This window comes from Micromonospora sp. CNZ309, assembly GCF_002846525.1.
This window is the reverse complement of sequence record NZ_PJNG01000001.1, coordinates 1,750,352-1,766,947: the sequence shown is the minus strand read 5'-3', so window position 1 is coordinate 1,766,947 and position 16,596 is coordinate 1,750,352. Positions and strand designations below refer to the sequence as shown.

Here is a 16,596-nt window from a genome sequence, read left to right as displayed (position 1 = left end):
GGTCCACCCGGCGTGACCATCTGATAGCTTCGATGCCGGCGGATCGCTGCGGCTGACGGGAGTCGCAGAGTCCCATTGTTTGTCGTGCAGGTAGACGGGGGCTTCTTCGGTTATTACGTCGAGACTTCTGAGATCAAGCTATATGTCCGATTGTTGCTCGACGACGCGACAGTTCCGGCCCGACGGAAACCGCCGAACGACTCCCGGCCACGACGCGTGCCGACACACTGCGGCCCATTCGTCTGCCGACGACCCACCGACTGCGACGCCGCGAGGCCGCCCGCGCCGCGGTGGCGTCGCGCGGGCCGACCGGGCGTGCGGGCCCGGGGCCGACACGCCCGCGACGGCACCGGACGCCGCCCCCGCGCATCCGGTCACGAGCCGCCGGCGCGAGGTTCCGCCGGGCCGGCGCACATCGACATGGTGAGGACGACGCACATGAGAACCCACGACCCGGGCACCGCGAGCCCCGCGATCCGCCGCGCCCCCGCCCGGCGGCCGCGGACCGGCTGGCTCCGGCGCCCTGGAGGCACGCCATGAGTCTCGCACCGGACGTGACCGACGCCGATGTCGGCGTCGTCGGGCCCGCCACCGCCACCGCCACCGTCGCCGTCGTCGGCACCGGGGCGATCGGTCAGGACCTGATCAGCAAGATCCACCGATCCCCGCTGCTCGACTGCCGCCTGGTGGCCGGGCGCAACCCGGACTCGGCGGGCCTGCGGCACGCCGAGCGGTTCGGCTACCCCGTCACGGCCGCCGGGATCGACGCCGTACTGGCGGCGGAGACCGCGTTCGACGTGGTGTTCGACGCCACCAACGCGGCCTCCCACCTGCGCCACTGGTCGCTGCTGGAGCCGCTGGGCACGCTGGTGGTCGACCTGACGCCCAGCCGGGTGGGCCAGATGGTGGTGCCGACCGTGACGGGGGTGGAAGCGACGACCGGGCGCAACGTCAACCTCATCAGCTGCGGCGGCCAGGCGTCCATCCCGGTCGCGCACGCGCTCGCGGCCCGCTTCCCGGTGAGCTACATCGAGGTCGTCTCGACGGTGGCCAGCGACGTCGCCGGCCGCGGCACGCGGTTGAACCTCGACGAGTACGTGGCGACCACCCGGCACGCCGTCACGACGTTCTCGGGCGTGCCCGACGTCAAGGCGATCCTCAACATCAGCCCGGCGGTGCCGCCGGCGACCTTCCGGACGGCCGTGCACGCGCGGATCCCCGGCGCCGACGTCGAAGCGGTGCGCGCGGCGGTGGAACCGGCGGCCGAGCAGGTGCGCTCGTTCGCCCCTGGCTACGCCGTGACCGCGTGCACCGTGGTCGACGACCGGGTGACGGTCGCCCTCCAGGTCACCGCCCACAGCGACGTCCTGCCCCGGTACGCCGGCAACCTCGACATCATCAACTCGGCCGCCATCCTGGTCGCCGAGCAGCACGCGGCCCGGCGGGGCCGGGCGGCCCGGACGGAGGCGCTCCGATGAGCGACGTCGTGATCCACGACCCGACGCTGCGCGACGGCCAGCACGCGGTACGCCACCAGCTCGGGGCCGTCGCCCTGCGCCGGTACGCCGAGGCGGCGGACGCGGCGCGGATCCCGGTGGTGGAGGTCGGCCACGGCAACGGTCTGGGCGCGTCGTCGATGCAGGTCGGGCAGGCCGCGGTGAGCGACGACGAGATGCTCTCGACGGTCCGCGAGGCGTTGCGGAACAGCCGGATGGGCGTTTTCATGCTGCCGGGCTGGGGCACCTCCGACGACCTGCGGCGCGCGATCGGCCACGGCGCCGACGTCGTACGCATCGGTGTGCACGCCACCGAGACGTCGCTCGCCGAGCGGCACCTCGACGTCCTGCGCGAAGCCGGCGCCGAGGCGCACTGCGTGCTGATGATGAGCCACATGGCGTCCCCGGGCGAGCTGGCCGAGCACGCCGCGCGGGCCGTCGGCTACGGCGCGCAGGCGGTCGGGATCATGGACTCGGCGGGTCACTTCCTGCCCGCCGACGTCACCGAGCGGATCGGTGCGATCGCCGCGGCGGTCGACACGCCGGTGATCTTCCACGGCCACGACAACCTCGGCATGGCCGTGGCCAACTCGGTGGCCGCGGCGCAGGCCGGCGCCGGGATCATCGACGGTTGCGCGCGGGGCTTCGGGGCCGGCGCCGGCAACACCCAGCTCGAGGTGCTCGTACCCGTGCTGGAGCGCAGCGGCTTCGCCACCGGCATCGACCTGTACGCGCTCCTCGACGCCGCCGACCTCGCGGAGCGCGAACTCATGCCCGCCCCTCCGGTGACCGCCTCGATGTCCATCGTGAGCGGTCTGGCCGGGGTGTTCTCCGGGTTCAAGCACCGGGTGGTCGAGCTGTCCGGCCGCGCCGGCGTCGACGCGCGCGACGTGTTCTTCGAGCTCGGCCGGCGGCAGGCCATCGCCGGCCAGGAGGACCTGATCGTCGACGTGGTGGCGGAGCTGAGCGCGCGCAGGGCCGTCACGTGACCGGCCGCGTACCGCGGCCCTCAGCAGCGAGGAAAGGCGACATGGGAGTTTCGGACGCAGTGTCCAGTGCGAACGGGTCGGCGGGTGTCCCCGTGGCCCGTATGACGTTCGACGAGTTCATGGCCGTGGGCCCCGGCGGCCTGTTCAAGGCCGACGTGCCCGTGGTGATCGCGCTGCCGCCCGACGTGCAGGGGCTCGGCCGCGACGGTGTGGCGAGCCGGCTGGCCGAGATGACCGTCACCCTGTTCACCGAGCCGGGCGACAAGAACCACCCGGGGCGCTGGGAGACCCGCGACATCAAGCTGCGCGACTTCTTCGCCGACGAGCGCCACCTCACCACCGCGGGCACGTGGCACCGGGTGGTGTCGAACATCCGCAACAGCCCGGCGGACGTGAACGCCGTCATCGGCTTCGACGCGGAGAAGTTCTTCGGCTACGGCGACTCGCTGTACGCGGCGAACCTGTGGATCAGCCACCGTGGCGTGTTCACCAAGAACCACTTCGACGAGTTCGAGAACTTCAACATCGCGCTGGAGGGCCGCAAGCGGTTCATCATCGCCCCGCCCGGCTCCCGCGAGTACTACCCGCGCTCAGTGCTGCGCGGGTTCGGGGACAAGTCCCAGGTGTTCGACCTGGACAACGTCGACCTGGCGCGTTTCCCGCGACTGGCGCCCAAGCTCGCCCAGCGTCGCGACTTCGTCCTCGAACCGGGCCACATGCTCTACCTGCCGCTCGGCTGGTGGCACCAGGCCGAGTCGCTGGACGAGATGAACATCAACGTCAATTTCTGGCTGAAGTCGAAGAAGATCCTCCGCAGGCCGCACGCGCTCGGCGTCGCGCTTTACACGTACGCCTACCGGAGGGTCAAGGGTGTCTACAGCTACAAGCCCACCGAGGTGAACTCCTGATGAGCGAGCGCAAGACCATCACCCCCACCCACCGCTACCGCAACAACGACAAGCTCATCGGTGTGGGGAACACCTTCTGGAACATGTCCGAGGAGCACGGGGTCGCCGGCATCGTCGGCGACCTCTCCGACGGCGTGTTCCGGATGGACGACGGCCACGAGTTCGTCAACTTCACCGTCTGCTCCTACCTGGACCTGGACACCCACCCGAAGGTGATCGACGGGGCCGTCGCGGCGCTGCGCCGCTTCGGCGTACTGGACCACTGCATCCCGCGTACCCGGGTGCAGACGACGGTGCTGCTGGAGCTGGAGGAGTCGCTGGGCGAGCTGTTCGACGCGATGGTGATCAGCGCGATCTCCACGGCGGCGGCCAGCACCGGCCTGCTGCCGCTGATCGCGTCGGGGCACCTCGGCAACGGCACCCGCCCGCTGATGGTCTTCGACAAGAACGCGCACGTCTCGATGGCCAACGCCAAGCCGAACTGCGCCGACGAGACCGAGGTCGTCACCTGCCGGCACCACGACCTCGACTACCTCGAGGACATGTGCCGCACCTACGAGCGCGTCTGCTACGTCGTGGACGGCTCGGACAGCCTCGGCGGCTACGCGCCCGTCGAGGAGCTGGCCGTGTTGCAGGACAAGTACAACATGCTGGTCTTCTACGACGACTCGCACTCGCTGTCGGCGTACGGCGAGCGCGGCATCGGCTACGTCCGCTCGCACTGCCCGGTGCGCGACGAGCGGACCATCACCGTCGCGACCCTGAGCAAGGGCTTCGGGGCGGGCGGCACGGCCATCCTGCTCGACGGCTTCCCGAAGGAGACGCGGCGCATCGTCGAGCGCTTCGCGGGGCCGCTGGGCTACTCGCAGAAGATGAACGCCGCCGCGGTGGGCGCCGCGCTCGCCTCGGCCGAGATCCACCGCACCGAGGAGCTGACCCGGTTGCAGGGGCGGCTGCGGTCCAACATCGCGCTGTTCGACTCGCTGCTCGCCACCGAGCAGTCCGGCAGCACGTACCCGATCCGGGTCGTGCCGATGAGCGACGAGACCGTCGTCGAGGCGGCCCAGCGGGTCTTCGCGGCCGGGTTCTACACCTCGCCCGTGTTCTTCCCGATCGTCGCCCGGGGCACCGCCGGCCTGCGGGTCATGCTGCGCGCGGGCCAGACCGAGGAACAGATCACCAGGCTGTGCTCCGTGCTCGTCGAGGCGGGCGCCCGACCGGCCGCCGCGCGGCCCGAGCCGGTGGCCCCGTGACCGGCGCCGCGCGGGCCATTCCGCGCAGCATCCTCTACACCCCGGCGCTGTCGCTGGACCGGGTCGTCAAGGCGTGGTCCTACGACGCGGACGTGCACCTGATCGACCTGGAGGACTCCGTCCCGGCGGCCGAGAAGCCGGCCGCCCGCACCGTCTGCCGGGCCGCCCTGGAGAAGGCGCCCCGGCCGGAGAACGTCGCGGTCCGCATCAACCAGCTGGGCAGCGTCGCGGCGGTGCAGGACCTGGTGGCCCTCACGGAGTCCCCGGTGCGACCCGGCATCGTCATGATGACGATGGTGACGTCGGCGGCCGAGGTGGCCCTGGTGCGTCAGATCCTGGCCTCCGCCGAGGCGCATCCGGAGATCTACGTGACGGTGGAGACCGTGGAGGCGGTCGCGGAGATCGACGCGATCGCCGGGGCCAGCGACGGGCTGGTCCTCGGTTCGGCCGACCTGGCCGCGACGCTCGGGGTCGAGATCACCTGGGAGGCGATGCTCGCCGCCCGGCAGGCGATGGCGCTGGCCTGCGCGCGGCACGGCACCGCCTGCATCGACACCGCCAACTTCCGGCTCGCCGAGCCGGCCGTCCTGGCGCAGGAGACCGCCCGGGTGCGGGCGCTCGGCTTCCACGGCAAGGCGACGGTGCATCCGGGCGAGCTCGACGAGATCAACCGGGTGCTGCGTCCCCAGGCCGACGACCTGCGCCTGGCCCGCAGGGTGGCCGAGGCCGTACGGGCGGCCAACGGCGGGATCGCCGTGCTGGACGGCAACATGGTCGGCCCGCCGTTCGCCCGGATGGCCCGCGCCACCGTGGCGCGCGAGGACGCCTGGGCCGCCCGGTTCGACACCGGCGGGGTTGCCGGATGACCGGGCCGGTGACGGTCGACGCCGCGCAGATGGCGGGCACGTCCCAGCTGGTGCGGGTGATCGACACCCTCGGCGAGATGTTCGTGGACCTGGCGGCCGGCCGGACCGACTCCCCGGCACGGACCGTCATCGAACACGGCCCCCAGCGGGTCCTGCTGGTCAGCCCGGCGGTCTGGGAGCGGCGTGGGGTGGGCAGCGTCAAGATCACCACGCTGACCCCCGACAACCCCGCACGCGGTCTGCCGCTGATCCACGGGGTCGTCGCCCTGACCGACCTGACCACCGGGCAGATCACGGCCCTGCTGGACGGCGCCGAGCTGACCGCCGTCCGCACCGGTGCGGTCGCCGCACTGGCGACCCGATGGTGCGCCGCCGAGGACGCCGAGGACCTCGCGGTCATCGGCGCGGGGGTGCAGGCGCGAGCCCTGGTGCGCGCGGTGGCGGCGGTGCGCCGGATCCGCAGCGTACGGGTGTTCTCGCGCACCCGGCAGCGGGCCGAGCAGTTCGCCGACTGGGTCCGCGACGCGGTGCCCCACCCGGTGCACGCGAGCGTCTGCGACAGCGCCAAGGCCGCCGTCGCCGACGCGGCGATCATCTGCACGGCGACGTCCACCAGCGACAACACCCCGCTGGTCGAGGCGGACTGGGTGGCGCCCGGGGCGCACGTCAACGTCATCGGCGGCACCCACCCGGACGCGATCGAACTCGACCCGGCCCTCCTGGCCGACGCCCTGGCGGTCGTCGAGGACCGGAGCGCGGCGCTGGAGGGCGCCGGCGAGGTGCGGGCCGCCCTGGCCGCCGGCCTGATCGGCGTGGACGACCTGCACGAGCTGGGCGCGCTGGTCGGCGGCGAGGTCCGCGCCGACGAGCGGACCTCCGTCCTGCGTACGGTCGGGATGGCCATCGAGGACACCGCCGCCGCCGTGGCGCTGCACGAGGGGGCGACCCCCGTGGCGTAGGTCAGGAGGCGCTCTCCCGGCAGCGGACCATGAAGGAACGCTCGAAGACGATGACCGTCTCGCCGGTGGACTTCGTGCCCGTCGTCTCCACCGTGACGATGCCCTGGCCGGGCCGGGAGCGGCTCAGGCGCTTGTCGAGGATGCGGCTGGTGGCGTACAACGTGTCCCCGACGAACACCGGCTCGCGCAGGCGGACCTTGTCCCAGCCCAGGTTCGCCACCGCCCGCGCCGACAGTGCCTGCACGGTCATGCCGCCGACCAGGCACAGGGTGATCCCGCTGTTGACGAGCACCCGGCCGTACTCGCTGCCGGCGCCGTAGTGCTCGTCGAAGTGCAGCGGGTGCTGGTTCATGGTGAGCAGGGTCAGCCAGGTGTTGTCGGTCTCGGAGATGGTGCGGCCCGGCCAGTGCCGGATCACCATGCCCGCCTCGAAGTCCTCGTAGTCCCCGCCGTGCTCCTCGCGGTACTCGTTGCCCTGCACATGACGCAGTGTCATCGACAGCTCTCCCCGTGTCGGGTGTGGACGAACCGGCGCGGTCCCCGTCGGACGTGAATGTTAGTCTATGTCGATCTTCGTTTCGGAAGACACCGGCCCGCGGCGAGCACGTTTCCGCAGGCCGGCCCGACGTGCGACTGCGGGGAGCGTCAGATGACCGTGCGCGAGGACGTCCGCGGTGCGGCGTCGACCGGACACCCCTGGTTCGGCACCCACCAGCTCAGGCCGGCCGCGCCGGCGGAGACGATCCGCGAGATGCTGCGTCACGAGCTGCGCGACACGGGCTGGCCCTACCAGCGGCTGCTGCCCGCGGCGCCCATCGCCGTCCCGCGTGCATCGTACGCCCAGCTCTTCCGGGTGGCCGCCGCGCTGGTCGGCCTGCTCCGCCGCACCGCCCTGGAGACGGCCCCCACCACCGAGGGCCGGCTGGCGGCCTACCGCATGCCGCAGAGCGAGCACCAGCTCTTCGTCCGGGACGCGTTCGTCGAGGAGCGCTACCCGGACTCCGTCGTCCGGCCGGACGTCGTCATCGGGCCGCAGGGGCCGCAGTTCCTGGAGTTCAACGTCAGTGGCGCGCTCGGCGGCGTGGTGGAGACGCACTGCCGCCTCGAGGTGTGGCGCAGGCTGCACGCCGACGCCGAGGGCCGGACCCCGTTCACCTCCCCGGACCCGTTCGCCGTGCGCGCCGAGATGTACCGGTCGCTCAGCGCCGAGCTGGCGGCGGCGCCACGGATCGCCATCGTCGGCAGCGCCCGGGTCTACGGCGTGCAGTCGCGCTACTTCCAGCTGGAGGCCGACTACCTCAACAACCACGGCCTGACCGCCCGCTTCTTCGAGCCGGAGGAGCTGCCGCAGGCGTGGGACTGCCCGCCCCACCTGCGCTATCCGGTCGGGCTGCGCAACTTCACCATCCCGGACTGGCTCGACGCCGGCCTCGACACCAGCTACGTGCAGGACGCGCTCGACAACGGCTGCCTGCTCGTGGGCACCCAGACGTCGACCTTCATGCACAGCAAGCTCACCATGGGCCTGCTGTCGGAGGGTCGGCCGTGGATGAGCGCCGCCGAGCGCCGCCTCGTCGACCAGTACGTGCCGTGGACGCGGATCCTCTCGGACCGCGGGACCACCCGCGCGGGCCGCGAGGTCGAGCTGCTCCCGTTCGTCCTGGCCAACCGCGACCTGCTGGTGCTCAAGGCGGGCCTGGGCGAGAGCGGCAAGCAGGTGGTCATCGGCGGCGAGGTCGACCAGGCGACGTGGGAGTCGGCGGTCACCGAGGCCGCCGCCGACGGCACCAGCGTGGTGCAGGACTTCGTGGCGCCCCGCACGTGCCGGGTCGCGCTGGTCGCCGACGGCGCCGACGAACCGCACGACGCCGAGGTCGCCCCGGTGATCGGGCCGCTGCTGTTCGGCGGGCGCCCGGCGGGCCTGTTCTGTCGCTACTACGGCGACGGCTCCGCCGGCATCGTCAGCGCCCGGGGCCGCGAGAGCAGCTCCGACAACTGCATGGTGGCGGTCTGATCCACAGGGGCCGGACGTCGGTCGAGGGGCCGCGACGATAGGGGTTCGCGCGCCGGATCAGGTGTTGTCGCGACCGGGCACCCGTGTCACGATCGCTGCCACCGGATGCCCGTGCCGTGCGACCCGACGGTCGTACGGGCGCCCCGCCGCCGTCGAAGGAAGGACCTGCCATGCCTGCCGATGCCGAGGTGTCCGCGCGGCCGGCCGGGTGGGACCCCGACCGGGCGGTACCCGCGCTGATCTGGGACGCCACGGGACGTGCCGGTGACCGGACGGCCGTCGTCGGCGCGGACGCGACACTGACCTACGCGCAGCTGCGGCACGCCGTCGCCGGCCTTGCCGACGTGTTGCGTGGCCACGGCGCGGCGGCCCCGGTGGCCGTCCTGGCGCCGCGCGGCGCGGCCCAACTGGTGGCGTGCCTGGCGGCGTTGCACGCCGGAGCCGGCTACGCCTGCGTGGAGGCCAACCAGCCCCCGGCCCGGATCGAGAGCCAGCTGCGCGGCTGCGGGGCTGCCGTCGTGGTGACGGATCGCGACGACCCGCCGGTGCGCGGGCAGGTGGTGCTCCCCGTGGACCTGACCGGCTGGATCGCCGCCGGGGCGGCGGCGGAGCACGCCGGGGCGCTGCGCGGTCCGCTGCCGGTGGCCGCCGACCAGCTCGCCTACACCGTGTTCACCTCCGGCTCCACCGGCGTACCCAAGGTCGTCGAGATCCCGCACGCGGCCCTGGCCAACTACGCGGCCTTCGTGGCCCGACTGGCCGGCGCGGAGCGCGACCACGGCGGGCAGCTGCGCTTCGCCTCGGTGACCAGCCTCGCGACGGATCTCGGGCACACGGCGGTCTTCCCGGCCCTCATCGGCGGCGACACCGTCCACCTGGTGCCGACGGAGACCGCGACGGATGCCGACGACTTCGCCGACTACCAGGACGAGCACGGCATCGACGTCCTGAAGATCACCCCGTCGCACCTGGCGGCGCTGCTCGACGAGGCGCAGGAGCGGGTCCTGCCCCGCCGCCTGCTGGTCGTCGGCGGCGAGGTGTGCCGCTGGGAGCTGGTGGACCAGGTCCGGGAGCTGTCGGACGTGCGGATGGTCAACCACTACGGCCCGACCGAGACGACCGTCGGCGCGCTCACCTTCGAGGTGCCGACCGACCCGGCCGCGCGCCCGGACACCGCCACCGTGCCGATCGGCCGGCCGATCGACGACGCCCGCGTCGCCGTCGTCGACGCCGACCTGCGCCCGGTCGCCCCGGGCGTCGAGGGGGAGCTGCTGATCTTCGGGGCGGGGCTTGCCCGCGGCTACCGCGACGACGCCGCGCTGACCGACCAGCGGTTCCCGACCGGGCACCCCGACGGCCGGTGCTACCGCACGGGCGACCTGGTGACCCGGCACGCCGACGGTCTGGTGGAGTTCCACGGCCGCCGGGACGGCCAGGTCAAGATCCGGGGCCACCGCGTCGAGCTGGGCGAGGTGGAACAGGCGGTACGCCGCTGCGCCGGGGTGCGCCGGGCGGCGGTGGTGCCGGTCGGCGGGGCCGCCGGGCGCCTCGTGGCGTACGTCGTGCCCAGCGAACCGCCCGGGCCCACCGCCCGCGAGCTGCGCGACCAGCTCCGCGAGACGCTGCCCGACTACCTGCTGCCCGGCGCCGTGGTGTGCCTCGACGAGCTGCCCCGTACGCCCAGCGGGAAGCTGGACGTGCGGGCGTTGCCGGCGCCCGGCAGGCCCGGCGCGCGCCGGTAGCTGGCGACCCGGCCGCCTCGCACGCCCGCGTACCCGGGGCGTGGCGAGCCGACCACCGGCCCCGGGGTGCGCGCCGCCGGCGCCCGCAGCGGCGTCCCGTCGGCCTCAGTCGGCGAACGGGTCGAGCCCGAGCGCGACCCGCCCGATGAACGGGTAGCCGTCCAACGGCCCGAACGGCTGCATGAAGCCGCCCGCGCGGGCGTCGCGGTAGAGCCGGGACAGGGGGTGCCGGCTGCTGAAGGACGCCCCGCCGCAGATCGTCATGGCCCGGTCGACCGTGCTCACCACCGTACGGTTCGCGTGCAGCTTCGCAAGCTGCCAACCGCGTACGACGTCCCGGACGGCGCCCTCGGACCGCTGCGCCGGGTCGGCGGCGAACAGGGCGTCCACCAGGCGGCCGGAGCGCTCCAGCACCCCCCGGGTGGCCGCCAGGTCGAGCTCCATCGTGGCGATCTCCCGCTGCACGGACGGGTGGTGCGCCGGCGCCGTGCGCCCGGGCTGCCGGGGGGTCCTGGTGGCGTGCTCGACGGCGAACTGCCAGGCCGCCTCGGCGATGCCGAGCGAAGCGCCCAGCAGGGGAAAGTTGATCGCGCAGGAGCGGATCAGGTCCTCCGACGTCGGCGGACCGAACGGTCCGCCGATGGTGACCCGGTCGGCGGGGACGACGCAGTCCTCAAGCAGGATCGAGTGGCTGCCGGAGCCCCGCATGCCCATCGCGTCCCAGTCGCCCAGTACGGTCAGCCCGGGCGTACCGGCCAGGACGACGGCCTCGGCGTGCCGCCAGCCGCCCTCGGGGTCGGCGACCCGGACCGCGACGTTGAACGAGTCCGCGACGGCCGAGTTGGTGACGAACGTCTTGCGCCCGGTGATGACGTACTCGTCGCCCTTGTGGACGGCCTCGGTGAGCGCGGCGTTCCAGGACGCGCCGGGCTCGGTGGAGGCGCCGGCCATGATCAGGTCGGAGCCGCCCAACGCCTCCAGGATCGCGTCGAGCTGCGCCGCCCGGGCCCGGTCGCCGGCCGCCTCCGCCCGCTCCCAGCGGCGGACCTGGGCCCACACCGAGGCCATGTGCATGTTCGCGCAGATGGCGGTCGACCCGCAGCCCCGGGCCAGCCGGGAGACGGCCACCAGCACGTCGAGCAGGGAGTCGACCCCCAGCCCACCGTGGCGGGTCGGGGCGCACGCGGAGAGGACCCCGCTGTCGCGCAGGTCGGCGAAGTTGTCGGCGACGAACGTGTTGTCCCGGTCGTGCCGGGCCGCGCGTTCGGCGAGGGTGTCGAGGTGCCCCTCGGCGAGGGACACCAGCTCCCGGCCGGCGGCGGTCGTGGCGGTGAGTTCCCCGAACACCTACAGCATCCTCAGGATGGCGAGGAACTCCTCGGCCCGCTCGGCGTGGGGCTGCTGCGGGCCGTCGAACCGGGCGCCGGTCTCCGTCGGCACCGGCGTCGGCAGCACCCTCGGGAACAGCGGGCCACCGATGGGGTCACCGGGCCGCAGGCCGTGGTCCCACAGCAGCGGCAGGACGGCGTGCTGCGGCTGGAAGGTGACGCCGTCGCCCACCCACCGCGAGACGAACGCCCGGCGCTGCCGCTCGGGCCCGGTGCCGGTGGCGCCGTGCAGGGCGGCCGGGTGGAACAGGACGATGTCGCCGGGCGTCAGGTCCCAGCTCAGGACGTCCTGGTCGGCGATGTCGGGCACCGCCTCGAGTTCCTCGCGCCGCCCGAGGTGGGTGGCGCCCGGGGTGATCGGCACGTAGCGCCGGTTCCAGCGGTGCGAGCCGCGTACCACCTGGAGCGCGGCGGTGTCGGGAGTGCACGGGTCGAGGGGGATCCACATCGCGCACACCTGGTCGCCGGCGATGGGCCAGGAGCTGACGTCCTCGTGGAACGGCGTCGGCGCGCCCGATCCGGCCGGCTTGGCGAAGATCTGGTCGTAGAAGGCGGTGATCGCGGTGGAGCCGAACAGCTGCTGGGCGATGCGCGCGGCGGGGGAGAAGAACATGAAGTCGCGGAAGCCGTCGTGGGTCTTCCACATGAAGGCGTCGCCGGCGAAACCGCCGCCTCCCAGCAGCGCGGTGGCCTGCGCCAGCACGGTCGGGTTGGCGAGCAGGTACTCCACGCCTTCGGTGATCCGGCCGAGCCACTTCTCGTCGATCATGCCGGACAGCCGGACCACGCCGTCGGTGTGGAAGGCGTCGATCTCGGCGGGGGTCAGGTCACGCGGCGGTGCCTCGGGAGGGCTGATGTCCATGTGTGGTCCTCGGTCAGGGAAGACGTCGCCAGTGGGCGCCGAAGAGGGTCTCCTCGTCGGGCAGGCTGGGCGGCAGGGGATGGGAGACGTAGGTGTAGTTGAGGAAGTCGCGCCAGGTCACGTTCTCCGACCGGGAGCAGCCGCCCCAGCTGCCACTGGCGATGACCTGGGTGAACGCCATGCCGTTGTCGAAGCTGCCGCTGTTGCCCACGGCGGTCGACTGGTTGACCATGACCCGTCCGGCGCGCGCCCGCTCGGCGAGCCGGACGACCCGGTCGGGGCGTTCGGTGTGGATGCCGCAGCTGTGGCCCTGTCCGATCCGGGCCAACAGCGTCTCCACCGCCACCAGCGCGTCGTCGAAGTCGGTGAAGGTGCTCACCGTGAAGACCGGCGCCAGCTTCTCGCCGAGCATCGGGTCGTCGAGCGCCGGGACGCCGCCGGGCGTCAGCGGGGGCAACTGGGCCACCAGGGCGGTGGTCTTGGTCGGCTCGGTCAGGTCGATCCCGGCGGCGGCGGCGAGCACCGCGGCGGGTCGTCCCACCGTGTCGCGGTTGAGTTGCCGCCCGTCCGGCCAGAGCAGCGTACGCAGCCGCGCCGTCTCGGCCGGGTCGCACAGGTGGGCGCCCTGCCGGGCCAGCTGGTCGCGGAAGGCGGCGGCGATCCCGGCGTCCACCAGCACGTTGCTCTCCGACGAGCAGGAGGTGCCGTTGTTGAAGCTGCCGCCGAGCACGATCAGTTCCGCCGCGGCGGCGACGTCCGCCGAGGCGTCCACGATCACCGCCGGGTTGCCGACGCCCGCGCTGATCGCCGGGGTGCCGCTGCGGTACGCCCGGCGTACCGTGCCGGGGCCGCCGGCGGCGATCACCAGGTCGGCGGCGGCCATCAGGGCCTCGGTGGTCTGCCGGTCGGTGACCGGCAGGCACTGGACGAGGTCGGGCGGGGCACCCACCGACGCCAGGCTCTGACGCAGCAGGTCGACGGTGCGGGCCGCGGAGTGCCGGGCCCGGGGGTTGGGGGTGATGACCACCGCGTTGCGGGTCTTGAGCATCGGCAGGGCGTTGCCGACCACCCCGGAGCAGGGTGCCGTGGCGGGGCTGGCCACCGCGATCACCCCGATCGGCTTGGCCAGCTTGCGCAGGCCCCGCTCCGGCAGGTCCTCGATGATCCCGGTGGTGACGACCCCGTGCAGGTCGCGCAGCGTGCCGAGGACCCGGCGCCGGTAGAGCGTGAACAGGTGCTCCGGGTCGCCGAGACCGGTCTCCCGGTAGGCGAGGTCGGCCAGCGACCGTGCGGTGTCCTCCTGGTAGGCGGCCCACCCGGCGGCCGCGACCAGGTCGTCGATGCGCTCCTGCGGCCAGAACTCGACCTCCGCCTGGGCCCGTCGGGCGCGGGCCATGGTGGCGTCGACGTCGGGCGCGGCCTCCCCGGTGGACGACGCCGCATCGGACGCCGGCCCCTGCTGGCGGATCGCGGCAGGCCCGCCCGGCGGGGCGGTCAGCGTCGCGGCGGCGTCGGCCGCGCCGAGGTCAGCGCTGGACACCGGCGTGCTCCCGGTTCGAGGGGCGCGCCGAGCGTAGCCGACCGATGGTCTCCTCCAGCATCTCGTCGGTCACGGTGAGGGAGAGCCGCAGGTAGCCGGGCGCGCCCATCACCGAGGCCGGCAGCACCAGGAGGCCGTGCTCCTCCAGCAGGGCGGCGTGCGTCCAGTCGTCCGCGTCCGGCACCCGGGCCATCAGGTAGAACGTCCCCTCGCTGGGTTGGACCTCGTACCCGGCCTCGCGCAGGGCGTCGACCAGCAGGTCACGACGCTGCTCGATCGGCTTGACCTGCACGGCGTGCTGTTCGAGCTCGGGCAGGGCGAACAGCAGCGAGTTGTTCGGGAACGCCCAGCCGGTGGTCAGGCGCGCCACGGTCAGCGCCCGGCGCAGCACCGCCGGGTCGGGCGTGGTCGGCGGGATCGCCACGTAGCCGACGCGCTCGCCGGGCAGCAGCAGCGTCTTGGTGTAGGTGTGCACCAGGAAGGTGTACGGGTAGTGCGTCGCCGGGCTGGGACACGGCCGGCCACCGAACACGATGCGCCGGTACGCCTCGTCGGACAGCAGGTAGATCGGCCGGCCGTTGCGGGCGGACGCCTCCCGCAGCACCTCGGCGAGGGCGGCGAACTCGTCGTCGGTGTAGACCGCGCCGGTCGGGTTGTTCGGGCTGTTGACGATGACGGCGCTGGTGCGGGGGGTGATCGCCGCCGCGACGAGGTCCGCGTCGAGCCGCCAGGAGCCAGGCGTCAGGGCCACCGGACGGGGGACCGCCCCGACCGAGGCGATGATCGGCTCGTAGTAGAACCAGGCGGGGTCGAGGTAGATCACCTCGTCGCCCGGGTCGCAGACGCTGCGCAGGCAGATGGTCAGCCCGGCGAACGCCCCGTTGGTCAGGGCGACGTCGTCGGCGGCGAACGGCAGGCCGAGTTCCCGGCTGAGGGTGGCCGCCACCGACTCCTGGGCCGGCGGATGGTCGCGGGTGTAGGCGAACCAGTCGGTGTGCTGCGGGCTCAGGTGCCGTTGCAGGACCTCGACCAGGGCCGGCGCGGGGAACTCGTGCGGGTCGCCGAAGGCGAGGTCGATGACGCCCGGGCCGCCGCGCAGCCGCGTGTAGGACGACTGCTCGAGGTAGGCCCCCAACCGCCGGCCGTACGCGTCGGTCGCGTCGGTCATCTGCCGACTTATCCGGTGCTCCATCCTGCTCCGATCTCCACCCTGGTCCGTGGCCGGCGGGGTCGCCGGGTTCACACCTTGGCGGGTTGTGCGTCGGGGACTCTTGCGGGCAACTGACGCACGGACCGCGCGGAGAAGGTGGCGACGGTCACCAGACCGAGCACCCCGCCCGCGATGACCAGCGTCTGCGGTACGCCGATCCGCTCCGCCACCGGGCCGACGACGGCCAGGCAGAGCGGGCCCAGCACGAACGAGCCCATCGCGTCGTACGAGCTGATCCGCGACAGCGCCTCGTTGGGCACGTGGTTCTGCAGGGCGGTGTCCCACAGCACCTCGAAGATGTCGACGCAGACGCCGTTGACGAGCATCGACGCCGCGATCAGCCAGACCGGCGCACCGGCGGCGATCAGCGCGAACGGTGGGAGGAAACCGAAGGTCGCCAGCACCGCGACCCGCATCGGCCGACGGGGGCGGATCCGCATCGCCACCAGGCTGCCGCCGACCAGGCCGACGGCCTGCGCGGTGACGATCGCCGACCAGGCGGTGGCGCCGCCCAACTGTTCCTTGGCCGTCAGCGGTCCGAGCACGTAGATCGCCGAGAAGCAACCGTTGACGAACGCGAACTGCACGACCACCAGCCACACCCAGGACCGGGAGGTGAACTCCCGCCAGCCCTCACGCAGGTCGGCGAGGAGGGTGCTGGTGGCGGCCCGCCCGGGGTGGGCGACCTTGACGCCGGCGAGCAGCAGCGCCGAGCCGAGGAAGGTGGCCGCGGGCACCGCCAGCGCCCAGCCGGCGCCGAAGGCCGCCACGAGCACTCCGGCCAGGGCCGCGCCGCCGATGGTGGTGCTGTTGCGCGACAGCCGTAGCAACGCGTTGGCCGACTGGAGCTGCTCCGGGGCCACCACCTGCGGCACGACGCCGCGGGAGGCCGGCAGGAAGAGCGCGGCGGCGGCGCCGTTGACGGCGGACAACGCGACGACGACCGGCAGCGAGGGGCGGCCGGTGACGAACACCACGGTCAGGACCGCCTGCGCGGCGAAGGCCAGCAGGTCGGAGCCGACCATCAGGCGGAAGCGGTTCATCCGGTCGGCGAGGACGCCGCCGTACAGCAGCAGCGCGACCTGCGCCAGCGACCGGGCGGCGAGCACGAGGCCCAGGTCGGTGGCGGAGCCGCCGGGCGCGTCGAGGACGGCGAAGGCGAGCGCCACCGGGATCACGGCGCTGCCCAGCAGCGACAGCGTGCGGGCCAGGAACAGCATCCGGTACGACCGGTCGGCCAGGATCCGCAGGTCGTCGCGCACTGGCATCACCTCCGGTCGGACGGGTCGCGTGCCGGTCACCGGCGGCGTCACAGCGTGCCCATCATGTGGCAGGCAGACGGGTTGCCCAACCCCTAGGAGTCGGAAGA

14 protein-coding genes are annotated in these 16,596 nt (G+C 73.2%); 8 read left to right on the top strand and 6 right to left on the bottom strand.

Annotated elements, in window-relative coordinates:
- The first annotated feature begins 536 nt into the window (after positions 1-536).
- The 6 genes from CLT72_RS07080 to CLT72_RS07055 all read left to right on the top strand — a co-directional run bounded on the left by CLT72_RS07080 (position 537) and on the right by CLT72_RS07055 (position 6,471).
- Complete coding sequence (locus tag CLT72_RS07080) at positions 537-1,478, top strand: acetaldehyde dehydrogenase (acetylating) (protein WP_101410153.1); 942 nt, start codon at positions 537-539, stop codon at positions 1,476-1,478.
- Positions 1,475-2,485: a 4-hydroxy-2-oxovalerate aldolase gene (gene dmpG, locus CLT72_RS07075; RefSeq protein ID WP_101410151.1), complete on the top strand. Its 1,011-nt coding sequence runs from the start codon at positions 1,475-1,477 to the stop codon at positions 2,483-2,485. Before CLT72_RS07080 ends, dmpG begins: the two co-directional genes overlap by 4 nt.
- 101 nt (positions 2,486-2,586) lie before the next feature.
- Positions 2,587-3,393, top strand: coding sequence for a cupin-like domain-containing protein (locus CLT72_RS07070; RefSeq protein WP_089000153.1), 807 nt, complete (start codon positions 2,587-2,589; stop codon positions 3,391-3,393).
- Positions 3,393-4,646: an 8-amino-7-oxononanoate synthase family protein gene (locus tag CLT72_RS07065; protein WP_101410149.1), complete on the top strand. Its 1,254-nt coding sequence runs from the start codon at positions 3,393-3,395 to the stop codon at positions 4,644-4,646. The genes CLT72_RS07070 and CLT72_RS07065 overlap by 1 nt, the downstream gene beginning before the upstream one ends.
- Complete coding sequence (locus tag CLT72_RS07060) at positions 4,643-5,512, top strand: HpcH/HpaI aldolase/citrate lyase family protein (protein ID WP_101414999.1); 870 nt, start codon at positions 4,643-4,645, stop codon at positions 5,510-5,512. The genes CLT72_RS07065 and CLT72_RS07060 overlap by 4 nt, the downstream gene beginning before the upstream one ends.
- Positions 5,509-6,471 carry an ornithine cyclodeaminase family protein gene (locus CLT72_RS07055; RefSeq protein ID WP_101410147.1) on the top strand — a complete coding sequence of 321 codons (963 nt, stop codon included), beginning with the start codon at positions 5,509-5,511 and terminating at the stop codon, positions 6,469-6,471. Before CLT72_RS07060 ends, CLT72_RS07055 begins: the two co-directional genes overlap by 4 nt.
- A 1-nt stretch (position 6,472) precedes the next feature.
- On the opposite strand, the gene CLT72_RS07050 is transcribed toward CLT72_RS07055, so the two are convergent.
- Positions 6,473-6,967: a MaoC family dehydratase gene (locus CLT72_RS07050; RefSeq protein WP_101410145.1), complete on the bottom strand. Its 495-nt coding sequence runs from the start codon at positions 6,965-6,967 to the stop codon at positions 6,473-6,475.
- Between the two features lie 153 nt (positions 6,968-7,120).
- Here CLT72_RS07050 and CLT72_RS07045 point away from each other — a divergent pair, with 153 nt between their 5' ends.
- Together CLT72_RS07045 and CLT72_RS07040 are read left to right on the top strand one after the other, a co-directional pair.
- On the top strand, positions 7,121-8,485 hold the full coding sequence (locus tag CLT72_RS07045; protein ID WP_101410143.1) for a hypothetical protein: 1,365 nt from the start codon (positions 7,121-7,123) through the stop codon (positions 8,483-8,485).
- Positions 8,486-8,655: 170 nt separating this feature from the next.
- A complete protein-coding gene (locus CLT72_RS07040; RefSeq protein ID WP_101410141.1) occupies positions 8,656-10,227 on the top strand; it encodes an amino acid adenylation domain-containing protein in 1,572 nt (523 codons plus the stop codon).
- A 105-nt stretch (positions 10,228-10,332) separates the two neighbouring features.
- On the opposite strand, the gene CLT72_RS07035 is transcribed toward CLT72_RS07040, so the two are convergent.
- The 5 genes from CLT72_RS07035 to CLT72_RS07015 form a co-directional block, all read right to left on the bottom strand.
- Positions 10,333-11,574, bottom strand: a complete 1,242-nt coding sequence (locus CLT72_RS07035; protein WP_101410139.1) for an acyl-CoA dehydrogenase family protein — start codon at positions 11,572-11,574, stop codon at positions 10,333-10,335.
- Positions 11,575-12,477 carry a phytanoyl-CoA dioxygenase family protein gene (locus CLT72_RS07030; protein WP_101410137.1) on the bottom strand — a complete coding sequence of 301 codons (903 nt, stop codon included), beginning with the start codon at positions 12,475-12,477 and terminating at the stop codon, positions 11,575-11,577.
- Positions 12,478-12,490: 13 nt separating this feature from the next.
- The gene (locus CLT72_RS07025; protein ID WP_199184503.1) at positions 12,491-14,017 is read right to left on the bottom strand and encodes an aldehyde dehydrogenase family protein; all 1,527 of its coding nucleotides are present in this window, start codon (positions 14,015-14,017) and stop codon (positions 12,491-12,493) included.
- Complete coding sequence (locus tag CLT72_RS07020) at positions 14,004-15,185, bottom strand: aminotransferase class I/II-fold pyridoxal phosphate-dependent enzyme (protein ID WP_158241985.1); 1,182 nt, start codon at positions 15,183-15,185, stop codon at positions 14,004-14,006. The genes CLT72_RS07025 and CLT72_RS07020 overlap by 14 nt, the downstream gene beginning before the upstream one ends.
- Before the next feature lie 71 nt (positions 15,186-15,256).
- Entirely contained in the window at positions 15,257-16,489 is a 1,233-nt protein-coding gene (locus CLT72_RS07015; RefSeq protein WP_158241984.1) for an MFS transporter, read from the bottom strand.
- Between the last annotated feature and the right edge of the window lie 107 nt (positions 16,490-16,596).

Bases quoted from the DNA above. Each gene is read 5' to 3' on its own strand.
- CLT72_RS07070 (WP_089000153.1), top strand. From the start codon at position 2,587: ATGACGTTCGACGAGTTCATGGCCGTGGGCCCCGGCGGCCTGTTCAAG.
- CLT72_RS07055 (WP_101410147.1), top strand. From the start codon at position 5,509: ATGACCGGGCCGGTGACGGTCGACGCCGCGCAGATGGCGGGCACGTCC.
- CLT72_RS07045 (WP_101410143.1), top strand. From the start codon at position 7,121: ATGACCGTGCGCGAGGACGTCCGCGGTGCGGCGTCGACCGGACACCCC.
- CLT72_RS07020 (WP_158241985.1), bottom strand. From the start codon at position 15,185: ATGACCGACGCGACCGACGCGTACGGCCGGCGGTTGGGGGCCTACCTC.
- CLT72_RS07080 (WP_101410153.1), top strand. From the start codon at position 537: ATGAGTCTCGCACCGGACGTGACCGACGCCGATGTCGGCGTCGTCGGG.
- dmpG (WP_101410151.1), top strand. From the start codon at position 1,475: ATGAGCGACGTCGTGATCCACGACCCGACGCTGCGCGACGGCCAGCAC.
- CLT72_RS07065 (WP_101410149.1), top strand. From the start codon at position 3,393: ATGAGCGAGCGCAAGACCATCACCCCCACCCACCGCTACCGCAACAAC.
- CLT72_RS07040 (WP_101410141.1), top strand. From the start codon at position 8,656: ATGCCTGCCGATGCCGAGGTGTCCGCGCGGCCGGCCGGGTGGGACCCC.
- CLT72_RS07050 (WP_101410145.1), bottom strand. From the start codon at position 6,967: ATGACACTGCGTCATGTGCAGGGCAACGAGTACCGCGAGGAGCACGGC.
- CLT72_RS07030 (WP_101410137.1), bottom strand. From the start codon at position 12,477: ATGGACATCAGCCCTCCCGAGGCACCGCCGCGTGACCTGACCCCCGCC.